The 12,219-nt window shown below is 48.2% G+C and carries 9 protein-coding genes; 5 read left to right on the plus strand and 4 right to left on the minus strand.

Going from position 1 to position 12,219, the window contains the following annotated elements:
• Window positions 1-155: 155 nt before the first annotated feature.
• The 3 genes from ACN0YH_RS07590 (at window position 156) to ACN0YH_RS07600 (ending at window position 2,682) form a co-directional block, all read left to right on the plus strand.
• Window positions 156-995, plus strand: coding sequence for an MBL fold metallo-hydrolase (locus ACN0YH_RS07590; RefSeq protein ID WP_417378967.1), 840 nt, complete (start codon window positions 156-158; stop codon window positions 993-995).
• A 247-nt stretch (window positions 996-1,242) separates the two neighbouring features.
• Window positions 1,243-2,169, plus strand: a complete 927-nt coding sequence (locus tag ACN0YH_RS07595) for a DUF1559 domain-containing protein (protein WP_417378968.1) — start codon at window positions 1,243-1,245, stop codon at window positions 2,167-2,169.
• Window positions 2,170-2,259: 90 nt separating this feature from the next.
• A complete protein-coding gene (locus tag ACN0YH_RS07600; RefSeq protein WP_417378969.1) occupies window positions 2,260-2,682 on the plus strand; it encodes a DUF1416 domain-containing protein in 423 nt (140 codons plus the stop codon).
• A 111-nt stretch (window positions 2,683-2,793) separates the two neighbouring features.
• Here the strand turns inward: ACN0YH_RS07600 and ACN0YH_RS07605 are convergent, their stop codons facing one another.
• Window positions 2,794-4,176: a Gfo/Idh/MocA family oxidoreductase gene (locus tag ACN0YH_RS07605; protein WP_417378970.1), complete on the minus strand. Its 1,383-nt coding sequence runs from the start codon at window positions 4,174-4,176 to the stop codon at window positions 2,794-2,796.
• A gap of 321 nt (window positions 4,177-4,497) precedes the next feature.
• Here ACN0YH_RS07605 and dinB point away from each other — a divergent pair, with 321 nt between their 5' ends.
• Window positions 4,498-5,688 carry a DNA polymerase IV gene (gene dinB / locus ACN0YH_RS07610; RefSeq protein ID WP_417378971.1) on the plus strand — a complete coding sequence of 397 codons (1,191 nt, stop codon included), beginning with the start codon at window positions 4,498-4,500 and terminating at the stop codon, window positions 5,686-5,688.
• 106 nt (window positions 5,689-5,794) lie between these two features.
• Here dinB and ACN0YH_RS07615 read toward each other — a convergent pair whose 3' ends face one another.
• From ACN0YH_RS07615 to ACN0YH_RS07625, 3 genes are all read right to left on the minus strand, one after another.
• On the minus strand, window positions 5,795-7,351 hold the full coding sequence (locus tag ACN0YH_RS07615) for a sulfatase family protein (protein ID WP_417378972.1): 1,557 nt from the start codon (window positions 7,349-7,351) through the stop codon (window positions 5,795-5,797).
• 145 nt (window positions 7,352-7,496) lie between these two features.
• Window positions 7,497-9,734 (minus strand): ABC transporter permease subunit/CPBP intramembrane protease, encoded by a 2,238-nt coding sequence (locus ACN0YH_RS07620; protein WP_417378973.1) that lies wholly within the window; start codon window positions 9,732-9,734, stop codon window positions 7,497-7,499.
• Window positions 9,734-10,510, minus strand: a complete 777-nt coding sequence (locus ACN0YH_RS07625) for an ABC transporter ATP-binding protein (protein ID WP_417379353.1) — start codon at window positions 10,508-10,510, stop codon at window positions 9,734-9,736. Before ACN0YH_RS07625 ends, ACN0YH_RS07620 begins: the two co-directional genes overlap by 1 nt.
• 429 nt (window positions 10,511-10,939) lie before the next feature.
• On the opposite strand from ACN0YH_RS07625, the gene ACN0YH_RS07630 reads away from it, so the two are divergent.
• A complete protein-coding gene (locus tag ACN0YH_RS07630; protein WP_417378974.1) occupies window positions 10,940-12,196 on the plus strand; it encodes a PQQ-binding-like beta-propeller repeat protein in 1,257 nt (418 codons plus the stop codon).
• Window positions 12,197-12,219: the final 23 nt, after the last annotated feature.

The following is a 12,219-nucleotide window of genomic DNA, read 5'->3' on the forward strand; positions in this document are numbered from 1 at the left end:
AGAATTGGGTTAACCTGACAGTCTTTCAATTTCTGAAGTTCAATTTGACCATTTAAAAAACAGACTTATATCCGCCTGAACAACAATCGGAGAATCAACACGATTCCGATCCCGTTTCAGAGCCATCAATAAGTTTTGAATTCACCAGTACGATTATGCTCGAAAATCTGCCTCTGCAATCTGTGAAATATAAAGGCTTCACCATTGAGGGCTACTCACGGGCCGCCGTTCAAAGCTACTGGAGAATCCCTGAACTCAAACTTGGCTTTGACCTCGGTGGCAGTCCCTGGTCTTTCATGGGGACAGCCGTTTTTTTCATTACCCATGCGCACCTCGATCACATGGCGGCACTCCCTGCTTTTGTTGCCCGTCGGCGTATGATGAAAATGAGCCCGCCCACAATTTACCTGCCGGAGGAAGTGGTGGACCCTGTCTGGAGAATGCTGAAAAGCTGGCAAAAACTCGACAAGGGGCGTATGGAGTGTGACCTGGTAGGCTTAAAGGATGGGGAAGAAGTACAACTTTCGAGGGAACACGCTGTCACCGCATTTCAAACCAAACATACGGTTCCTTCACTTGGTTTTCAGGTCTGGGACTGCCGAAAAAAGTTGAAAGCTGAATTTCAAGGGAAACCGGAAACAGAGATTCGAGATGCGCGCATTTCAGGTATTGAGGTCAGCGAAGAGCTTCGCGTCCCCCTGGTCTGCTACACGGGAGATACCGCCCCTGCCGGACTGGATCATTTCGAAACCGCGTATGAATCCAAGGTACTGATTACAGAAATGACTTTTTACCGCCCCGAACACCGTAGGGAGAAAATCCATAAGTTCGGACACATGCACCTGGATGATATTGTCGAACGCGCAGAACGATTTCAGAATGAATTGATTATTCTGGCACACTTCAGCACGCGCTATCACGACAACCAGGTTCAGAATGCGGTCAAAAAAAGGTTATCTGAAGATTTGCAGTCTCGAATCCACCTCTGGATGTGAAATAACCAGATATTCCTGCCAGTAATTCCGATTCACTTCGACTCTCCTCGAATCAGGATTGGCACAGGATATGCTTGCTACTGAACTATCAATTATTGAGAATAATCAGAATCTGACCTGCTCAATAATTCATCAAAACGCTCACCTATTTCCATCGTGTTACCCTAAATTCCAGCACTCTACCTGCCTGCGCAAAAATAATCATACACCACAAATTTATTTTTAGTTCCGAAGAAGAGAATGCCCGATGAAACTCCAGCCAAATAAAGCGAAACGTGGCTTCACACTGATTGAACTTCTGGTTGTCATCGCAATTATTGCGATTCTGATTGCCCTGCTTCTGCCAGCCGTACAACAGGCACGTGAAGCCGCCCGCAGAAGCAGTTGTAAAAATAATCTTAAACAAATTGGCCTGGCCCTGCACAACTATCTTGATACCCACAGTGTCCTCCCTTACGGCTGGGCCTGGGATACCGGCTATGGCCCCTACACCAGAAGCCGCGAAACCTGGATGCAGCAGATACTTCCCTATATTGATCAGGCACCACTTTACAATGCTTATATCCAGGAAGATTTTGCTTACACGCATGGCTCCTCGCATCGATTTTCAATCATCCCGGCTCTCGTATGTCCTTCAAATCCAAGCGCGAATTTTTCTATTGCGTTCAGAGGTAATTATGGAATGTGTGCAGGCAAAACAAATGAGAGTTGGGGCAGTGCAACTGGTGATGGCATGTTCTATCGTTATTCAAAAACGAAATTCCGCGATGTAACTGATGGAACTTCAAATACAATTATGGGAGGGGAAGGTGTAGCACGCCCGAATGGTCCCAGTGCGAGCACCCCCTGGGGTGAAGTGGGAAACTACTGGGGTGGCGGCTCAACACATCATGGCAGTGCTTTTAATACCGCAGAACCTCCCAACTCTCCTGTACCAGACTGCAACTATTCATGTGCCAATTATGACATGGCCCAGTTTCCCTGTGCAGGTACCAATGCGGGACCTGTTACATGTACGGGAACCAGGCGAACCTATTCCCGCAGTTTTCACGTCGGTGGAGTGCATATTCTGCTCGCAGATGGTGCGGTACGCTTTATCTCAAATAATATCGATCTGGGAACCTGGCAGGCACTTTCGACTCGTGCCGGGCAGGAAGTCCTCGGCGAGTTTTAATAACCAACATCATCTGAATCAATTTTTGACCTGATACGGATAATTCACGTCGATCGACAATTTCAATTTCTAAGAGACAGTTTGCAAACCATGATGCTTCGTTTCACATCTTACTCACTTGCCGTCATCCTGTTCGCTACAGCATTTACAGGATGCAACAGTAGTCCTGAAGGTCCCCCCCTGGAGACAGTAACGGGGACCGTCAAACTTGATGGTTCCCCTCTGCCAGATGCCAGTATTCTTTTCAAGGATCCTTCAGGCGAAAATAAATCGTACTTTGCCAGCGTGAAGGAGGGGGACTTCAGTACAGAAATGCAACCCGGTAACTGGAAAGTCCAGATTACCGCACGAAGGCAGTCCAAAGATAAAATGGTTGATAACGCAGAGGGAACAGGTAAAGAACCTGCGATGGAACAATATTTACCAGCGGCTTATAACGAGAAGAGCACCCTCGATATCAATGTCAGCTCCGGTGAGGAAAATCATTTCGCCTTTGATTTGAACAGTAAATAACTCGTCATCGAAATCAAACAGGACGAATTACAGCAATCTATAAAAATAGCCTGAAGGGGAACGAATCCCCCTCCAGGCCGAGCGCTTTGTCTGCTAAATCACAACGATCGTCTACGCGTTGGTTTCGTAGCCTTTACGTTGCTCTCTGCTTTGCCACTGATTGGCTTCGTCGTCACCAATGATCTGCTCTGTCTTCGGATCCCATTCCAGAGATCGATTCAGACGAATGGCAATGTTTGCCAGGTGGCAGGTAGTAATGGCACGATGATGCGTCATTACATCAGAAATGGGTTGTTCCCGTGCGTCAACGCACTCATAGAAGTTACGCATATGATCGCCTGGCTGACGGCCTTTGTAGAGTTTCTTGATGGTGTCACTCGCGAGCGGATTGTCCTTAAGGTCTTCAACAGGCTTACCTGTCAGGTCACCCCGACTGACAAACATGCGTCCTTTCGTTCCCTTAAACAGAATGCCGTTACGTCCCTCACTCTTGATCGTCATCTTGACATCGTTCGGGAAATTACACTGAACTTCAAACTTGGAAGCAACATTGTAAGCATCGTCTTTGGTCGGCATGCCATTTTTCAATGGAATCGGATGCTCAGCGGAAATTGGTATCACCTGAGTGGGTCCGGAATGATCCATGCCAATCCCCCACTGGGCAATGTCTACGTGATGGGCACCCCAGTCCGTCATTTTGCCCCCTGAGTATTCATACCACCAGCGGAATTCGTAATGACCACGAGTCTTGGGTCTGCCTTTCTCCCCTTCTCCCGCCTTCCAGCGATAATCAGTAAGCGGGGCCTGACCAAGCCATTTTTCCCAGTTCAAAGTCTTGGGTACATCAGCAACAGGAATCGAACCGCTGGGATCCACACCGCCGATCACACACTCGACTTCAGTAATATCACCGAGACGACCTTCTTTGATGACCCCCAGCGCATTCAGGAACCGTTGCCCCATTTCACTGCGCTGCTGTGTTCCCACCTGAAAGACACGTCCCGTTTCTTTCAATGCTTTGATAATCTGCTTCCCTTCATCAATGGTCAGCGTTAAAGGTTTTTCGCAGTAAACATCTTTACCAGCTTTCATCGCTTCAATCGCGATCTTGGTATGCCAGTGATCGGTAGTCACGATCGTAACAATATCAATATCGGGATTGTCCAGGATCTTCCGGTAATCTTCGAAGACCGCAACTTCCTTACTATTTCCTTTTTTACCCTGAATATCTCTCACTTTATCGTGAGCCTTATTAGCATGGGCGGCATCCACATCACAAACCGCAATGACGTCTCCGTACTTCATCGCACTCGGTCCCACTGCATTCCAGCGGCTGCCTGTTCCGATACAACCTACCAGGGGACGATCATTGGCTGCTTTAAATTTGTATGCACTGGCGGGATCTATATGGAACCAGAAGGGAAGACTGCTACCAGCAATGGCAGCGCCCGAAGTTTTCAAAAAGTCACGACGATTCTGTTTATGATTACTCACGGAAGACTCCTTATTAACTAAGAATTGAAACAACAATTCACATCCGTGAATCGCGTTCAGGCAGGAACAAGACTGATATGCAGCAATTATAAGGCACAGGGAAACAGCATTGCAAAGATCAAGCTGCGTTTATATCTGATTTGACTTTTTCTTTTCTGTACGTCTCACAGAAATTTCTTGCTAAAATGAAAGCTGGAAAAACATGATTGCGGAATAGGAAGGTGACTGCCCCCCCCAGCAGAAACATCGTAAAGCAACATCAGACTGTAAGCGATTCGTTTATAAGTGACATTAAGAAATAGAACAGCGGCGATTTTCACCATGCGAACAATCCTACACGTAGACATGGACGCGTTTTACGCATCAATCGAGGAACGGGATCACTCGGAACTGCAGGGTCTGCCCATCATCGTAGGCGGTCGGGCCGAACACCGGGGCGTCGTTTCCGCAGCCAATTATCCGGCGCGAAAATTTGGAGTACATAGCGCCATGCCTATGAAAACAGCCAGACAGCTGTGTCCCCAGGCACATTTTTTTCCTGTTCGAATGAGTGCCTATGCTGAGGTTTCACAATCAATCCAGAAGATCTTTCGTAGATATACCCCACTGGTGGAACCACTATCACTGGATGAAGCGTTCCTTGATGTCACTGGCAGCCAACTTCTCTTCGGGAACGGGAGAGAAATTGCTACCGCGATCAAACAGGAAGTCAGACAGAGTTTGCAGTTGATTGCCTCGGTCGGTGTCGCCCCCAATAAATTTCTGGCCAAAATCGCCAGCGATGCTGATAAACCTGACGGACTGGTCGTTGTCGAACCAGATAAGATCCAGGAGTTTCTTGACCCACTGCCTGTTTCCCGAGTCTGGGGGATCGGAAAAGTGGCTACGCAACGTTTTAACCGTTGCGGCATTCAGACCATTGCGCAACTGAGAGGATTAGATCTAAAAGTCTTGACTGAGCTGTTTGGCGAACAGGGTGCTCACTTGTGGCAACTTGCGCAAGGGCTGGACGACCGGGCTGTCGTTCCGGAAAAACAGGCCAAATCAATTTCCCACGAAACGACATTCTCCAGCGACGTCAATGATCTCGAAATATTAAGAACCATTTTGATGGGGCTGGTCGACGATGTGGCGCGTCGATTGCGCAAAAATAAAATGCGTGGTAAAACCATTCAGCTGAAAATCCGTTATGATGATTTCTCCACCTTTACGAGGTCGATGACAGTCGCTCAACCGACAGACCTTACCAGAGAAATTGAAGAATCTGCCTTACTATTGCTGGATCAGAAGTTACCCGATCGGCCCCTGTCCATCAGGCTCATTGGTGTCGGAGTGACAGGATTTCAAAGCGGTTCGCAGCAACAGAAATCGTTATTTGATGAAGAAGATCAGCAGAAATTCTCGCGTCTGGATCAGGTTAAGGATCAGATAGCCAGTCGTTTTGGAAGTGATTCCATAATCCGAGGCAATCGAATTTCCAACGGGGACTCCCAGGAGGAAACTTCGCCTTAGACCGTGTCCAGTTTTACTGTAGCTTCTCCAGAAGCAGTGGGGCCGAGTATAATAATTCGCGAGACGCTATGCTATAATGTGATGTGCTCCAGGTACTCAGAACAGATCACTCTTTTACTGTAGGTGCCCAACGTTGTTTCTGGGTGACGTCGAATCGAACCTGTGTGTCATTCGCGGCTTTCTGCCCTGCCCGACTGCTGCCTCTCTCGATTAATTGCTTAAAATCAGCGGCCATCTGACTGACACGTTGAGGGCATTTTTCTGCTAGATCCTGTTCTTCACCGATATCTGAATCCAGATTGTATAGTTCGACGATCGTCGGCTTACCGCGCGACTGTTCCAGATTTCGACCACTCAATTTGAACACAAGCTTCCAGGGTCCGTCACGATAAGCAAATTCGCCATGATTAGAATGGCTTACCAGGGTCCGACGCAAACCTTTATTCGCTGCTCCCAATAAGGCGGGGAGAAAACTGATACTGTCTTCCGCGCCCTTCAGGGGTAGGTCCGTTCCCGCAATTTCCGCACAGGTCGCCAGTATATCCGTCAGACAGACCATCTGCTGACTACTGCTGCCAGCTTGAATATGTTGCGGCCAGCTTACCACGAGAGGCACACGATGCCCTCCCTCCCAGATATCTCCTTTATGACCTCGATAGGGGCCGCTCGGATGATGCCCTGCCTGCACCAGTTCATTCCAACCGGTGTAGTGGGAATGTCCGTTATCTGCTGTGAATATAATAATGGTATTATCTTTGATACCTGCCCGAGTTATTTCCTGGATGATCTGACCTGCTGACCAGTCTGTTTCCATGACAAAGTCAGCTATTGGAGCGATTCCACTTTTGCCTCGAAATTTTTCTGAAGGCACGACTGGCTCATGGGGAGAAGTCATGGAAAAATAGAGAAAGAAAGGAGATTCTTTTTGAGATTGCTGCCCGATATAGTTGACCGCGCGCTGAGTAATTTCGGGCAATATATTCTGCATTCGCCAGTGGGGCGCAGTCGGAGCTCCAACGAATGCCCGCGGTAAAACAATGCCTTCACTGGCATCCAGCTTAAATTCGGCCGTTGGTTGCACCAGCACATGGTCATTTTCGATGAAGGTAAACGGAGGCAGATTTGGGAGATCGACTCCAAAGAAATAATCAAATCCCCGATCGGTAGGCCCTCCCTGAATCGGTTTCGTAAAATCCCATTCATATTTCCACTGGCCATTTTTCTGCTCCAGCATCTGACTCGACTGTGGCCCAGGCCAGTTCCAGCCCAGATGCCATTTCCCGATGCACGCAGTCTGGTACCCAATAGACTTAAGCAAGCCCGGCAAAGTCAGTCGATCCTCAGAAATGAGAGGAGGCTCATAAGCCGCGATCACCCATTCCTGCAATCGGGTTCGCCAGCTATACCGACCTGTCAATAACCCGTAACGGGTCGGCGAACAGACAGCAGAACCGCTGTGGGCGTCTGTAAAACTCATCCCTTGCTTAACCAGTTGATCCAGACAGGGCGTCGGAATTTTATTGTTGGGATAATGAGCCTGAATATCACCCACACCAAAATCATCCGCAAGAATCACCACAATATTCGGTTGAGATGGCTGTGCTGCAAATAGAAATCCAGGAGTAATAATCAACAGCAGGCAAAGGACAGATCTCGAGAACATTATCTCTCCAGTCTTGGGATGAATACATTTTTCTTCTAAGAAAGCCAGTCTATTCAGGAATAAAATCTTCCTCTCAATCCTAAGAGTATTCAGACTGGAATGAAACTGACAGGTCAGTTTTTTGAAACGACAAGCCGGATCTCAGTCAACTGGCAGCCATCTCTGCAGCAGGCGTTTCAGTTGCAGGGAGTGACGGTTTTCGAGTGCTGAGACGTACCAGCGCAAAGCCTGTGACCACAGCCAGAAAAGATCCGACAAGCCAACTGGCAGGTAAATGTTTCTGATTTTCAATATTGATTTCCCAGTCAGCAAAGTAATTCTGATAACTGGCAAGAGTGATCAACAGGCCATTGTGAATCATATGCAACAGAATGCCAGGAATGACACTGCGGGACCGTACATTCACGTATGCCAGACAAAGCCCCATGAAAAAGCTGGGAAAAAAACGTTCGATGAACAGGGAATCGCGGACAATGACATGAAATAACGCAAACAGGATTGAGGAGGACAGGATCGCCCATAAACTGGAAAAGCGATGCAGTAGTGCGCTTAACAGATACCCGCGGAAAAACAGTTCTTCGCATACAGCCGGCATGACAGCCAGTGACATCAGCTTAACCCATAAAGGAACGGCGGCCAGTTCGATTTTCATTGATTCAAACAGACGAGAAAGTGTTTCAATTCTCGCATCGGTTAACGCAAATATTTCTATTTCATAAGCAAACGGCCATAAAGTAAATCCCAGGAGTACTGCCCCCAGACAGGGTATCAGGCGAGGTTTAATCCAACGAAATCCGGTCTTCAGATTTACCCCGCCCAACCAGGCAAACAGCAGTGGAATCAACAGAAACAGAAAAAAAGTCAACGCTCCGGAAACCAGTAGTCGCTGTGAAATTGTCAGCTCCCTGAGACGCCCCACAAATGCAGCGGACAGAATAAAGACAGGAAACATCACTGCCAGACAAAGCATGGCGTTGTTCAATGCGGGATATTGATGAGTCTTGCGGGATCGTTTAAAGAAATCGGACCATGAAGTTTCACTCTGGTACAAAATAGTATCCGTTCCGAAAATCCGTGCAGCGAGACTGAGTGCAACAATGCCATAAAATAAAGTAGAAAACACTGATATAAAAAATAACAGCGGTTCTGCTTCATGTAGTAGAAAGTCCCGACTTAACAACACAATGTTTGCCAGTGGGACCACCGCCCACATAGGCGTCATCTTCAGATCGGGAACCATCCCCAGAATTCCGGGAGCCATCGAAATCAGCATCAACGGAATCAGATAAGCTTGTGCCTCCTTAAAACTGCGGGCAAAGCTGGTAATACACAGCAGCACCGCGGAAAAGAAAGCGGCGAAGATCACCAGTAACAGTAGTATTTCCAGCAGCACAAACAGTGTCATACCTTCGCCGAAGAGCACTGTTTCCAGTCCATTGGCGTAGGCAGTTGCCAGCATCGCAGTCATATTGACCAATGCCGTCATGACTGCAACAACCAGCACGGAAATAAATTTGGCACACAAGATCCACATTCTGGGCAGCGGTGCAGAAATAAGTGTTTCCAGTGTCCCACGCTCACGTTCCCCGGCAGTCAAATCGATGGCGGGATAGACTGCTCCCGTCATTGTCATCAGAATTAAAATCAGTGGTACGATGGTCACCAGCGAGTATGCCTGTCCCATTTCTGATTTCACCGAAGAAACTGATGTGACAAAAGGTACGGTTTGACTCTCTCCCAGGTTGGTCAGCATCTGGTCCCGATAATTCCAACGCACAGCCTGGAGCCGTTCTTCCACATACTCCGCAGCACGTCGACTGTGCGCAGATTGTGCACCATAAATTATCTGAAATCGCCCACTATGTTCTTTCTGTTGTGCCTTTTCATTTTTGACTTCGATCGGAAAATAACGGACACCCACATCGACGACACCTTCGCGAACCAGTTTTAATATGTTGTGATTCTCGCCCGTAGATTCGGCAATCATGAACTTCACAACTGGTTTGACATTCTGAAATGCAGCCAGTGCATTATCAGACTGCTTTTCTTTTACCGGCTTCAGTTTCGTAAGGGAATGATTCCGCTCCGCTAAGATTTTCTCACCCTGTTCAAACAGCGCTCGAAACATTTGCCCTTCTGATTCATTAGGCAAAACAATTCGATATTCGATTTCATTCAGCTGCGAAGCCTGACTTAAAAAAAACTTCTGTAGCATCAAACCCAGTAAAGGATAGACCAGCAATGGCATCAGAATTAAAGTAATGACTGTCCGCCGATCGCGCAGAATTTCACGCAGCTCTTTTCGTAGCAGTCCTGAAAATCGAAAAGATCTGGTCGGTGTGTAAATGCGGTCATCAGAATCCTGATCATAGGGGGACGCCATCAAATCAGTTCCCTTTGCGCAGCGGGTACTTTATTTGCATTCTCAACGGGCGCATCGAGTAATTGCAGAAAGATTTGTGTCAGTGTCTGGCAGGAAGTACACTGCTGCAGCTCTGCTAAAGTGCCTTCGTAATCTTTTTTTCCATTGTGCAACAGGCCAAACCGGTCACAGAGCTGTTCGGCTTCATCCAGTCGATGTGTACTGACGATGACAGCTTTTCCCTCATTACGGAGCAGATCGATATAATCAAAAATTACCTTGCTGCCCACGACATCCAGCCCTCGCGTCGGTTCATCCATCAGCATGACGGGAGGATCATGAATCAGAGAACGTGCCAGATTCACACGCTGTTTTTGTCCGGTACTCAAGGTGACTGACCGGCGATCCATAAATGCAGCTAGCCCGAACAAACGAGAGAGTTTTTCCACTTGATCGGTTGCCTGCATCGCGGGGACACCATACACGTCCGCAAAAAAAGTCAGGATCTCGCGGGGAGTCAACCATTGATACAGGCCGGCACTGGTTGAGACCAGCCCCACACGACGTTTGATTTCATCGGGATGAGTGGAAACCTGGAACCCTTCCACTTCCGCATCACCACTGGTGGGTTTCAATAGCCCCAGGATCATGCGGAGTGTCGTTGTTTTACCCGCACCATTCGGGCCTAGCAATCCATAAACTTCGCCTGGTTTCACGTGAAAAGAAACCCGATCGACGGCAAGAACATCTTCATTCCCGGATTCGAAAACCCGCGTAAGATCTCTGACAAAAATCATCCTGGCCCTCACTTCCGCTTCCCGGAGACACGACAGGCGCATACCGCCTCCCCTGAAATTTCAGCAGAATTTTCAGGTATCGTCACAACGCTACTTCAGTTTTGAATGGATTGCCTTGCTTAATAAGCGTTGATACCACAGAACTGTGATTGGAAATGCTGGCGCATACTCAACGCATTCTTGAACAAATTCATTCTAACAAACTCGAAGTCAATCTGTCACGTACTAAATAAAAATGCCAAACGGAAACGAAGAACGATTGCTCCCGCAACGGTTGTACATTTTTGTATCAGGGGCTCTCTTTTTTCAGGAGTCAAAGAAGACCGTTGAATCGGCTTGCACCATGTCGTCAGCTCGACCACAATAAACCGAGAAAGTTCTCAAGCCTCCCGCAGCTCGACGATATTTCCTGGAACCAAAGGTCATAAGATGTCTCTTCCGATCCCTAAGTACTGGTTAACCTGTACTCTGATGCTCTGCCTAACCACCAACATTGCAACCGCAGATAATGACTGGCGTGTCTGGCGGGGTCCGAATGCGAATAATGTCGCAGCTGAGGGGGAAACCCCTCCCGTTAAATGGAGCAAATCACAAAACATCCACTGGAAGGCGGCTATTCCCGGGCGGGGACACTCATCGCCGATTGTGGTGAATGACCGTGTTCTGATTTCCACCGCAGACGAAGAGAAACAAGTTCAATCGGTAGTCTGCTTTGATCGTGCAACGGGGCGGCAACTCTGGAAAACCGATGTCAATCAAGGTGATTTTGCCCCAAAGATTCACCAGAAGAATACGCACGCTTCACCAACATTGGCCTCGAATGGAGAAATGGTATTTGCGGTCTTTCCGCAATTCGATCGGATTCAATTGACGGCCCTTGATCTGGAGGGCAAACAAAAATGGCAGATCAAAGCCGGCGGTTATCTGCCATTGGCATATCAGTTTGGCTATGCCCCTTCTCCCCTGTTGTATCAGGGAACCGTGATTGTCACATCAGAATACGAGAAGAATGGGTTTATCGCCGCCTTTGATCAACAGACGGGACGCGAAGTCTGGCGGATCAACCGGCCCGAGAAAATGAACTTCTCACCCCCGATCGTAGCTCGGATCGCGGGCCGCGATCAAATGCTGCTCAGTGGCAACGCCAAAGTCGCCAGTTTTGATCCCCAGACCGGACGTGTCCTCTGGTCCGCCCCGGCAATGTGGATCGTCAGTTGCGGGACGATGGTCTGGGACCGAGATCTGGTCTTCACCAGTGGCGGTTTTCCCTTGAAAGGGACGATGGCCGTCAAAGCTGACGGTTCCGGAAAAATTGTCTGGACAAATCGAGTGAAATGCTATGAGCAATCGATGCTGGCGTACAAGGGTTATCTTTATGCGGTCGATGATAACGGCATCGCCTACTGCTGGAACGCACAAACGGGAAAAGAACAGTGGAAATCTCGACTGGGTGGAAAAGTTTCCTCATCACCAGTACTCGCGAACGGCAATATTTATCTGTCCAACGAACAGGGTAAAACATTCGTCTTTCGGGCAAACCCCGATCAGTTCGAACTACTCGCTGAAAATCAGCTAGGTGATGAGTGCTTTGCCACTCCTGCACTTTGCGGTAACCAGATCTTCCACCGGGCCGCCATCAGAGAATCAGGCAATCGACAGGAATTCCTGTACTGCATTGGGAAATAAAAACTGAAACGGTTCAATAACAG

Source organism: Gimesia sp., from assembly GCF_048262075.1.
Lineage (GTDB): Bacteria > Planctomycetota > Planctomycetia > Planctomycetales > Planctomycetaceae > Gimesia.

Excerpts from the sequence above, each read along its gene's own strand:
- ACN0YH_RS07590 (WP_417378967.1), top strand. The coding sequence starts at position 156 with ATGCTCGAAAATCTGCCTCTGCAATCTGTGAAATATAAAGGCTTCACC.
- ACN0YH_RS07595 (WP_417378968.1), top strand. The coding sequence starts at position 1,243 with ATGAAACTCCAGCCAAATAAAGCGAAACGTGGCTTCACACTGATTGAA.
- ACN0YH_RS07600 (WP_417378969.1), top strand. The coding sequence starts at position 2,260 with ATGATGCTTCGTTTCACATCTTACTCACTTGCCGTCATCCTGTTCGCT.
- dinB (WP_417378971.1), top strand. The coding sequence starts at position 4,498 with ATGCGAACAATCCTACACGTAGACATGGACGCGTTTTACGCATCAATC.
- ACN0YH_RS07615 (WP_417378972.1), bottom strand. The coding sequence starts at position 7,351 with ATGTTCTCGAGATCTGTCCTTTGCCTGCTGTTGATTATTACTCCTGGA.
- ACN0YH_RS07620 (WP_417378973.1), bottom strand. The coding sequence starts at position 9,734 with ATGGCGTCCCCCTATGATCAGGATTCTGATGACCGCATTTACACACCG.
- ACN0YH_RS07625 (WP_417379353.1), bottom strand. The coding sequence starts at position 10,510 with ATGATTTTTGTCAGAGATCTTACGCGGGTTTTCGAATCCGGGAATGAA.
- ACN0YH_RS07630 (WP_417378974.1), top strand. The coding sequence starts at position 10,940 with ATGTCTCTTCCGATCCCTAAGTACTGGTTAACCTGTACTCTGATGCTC.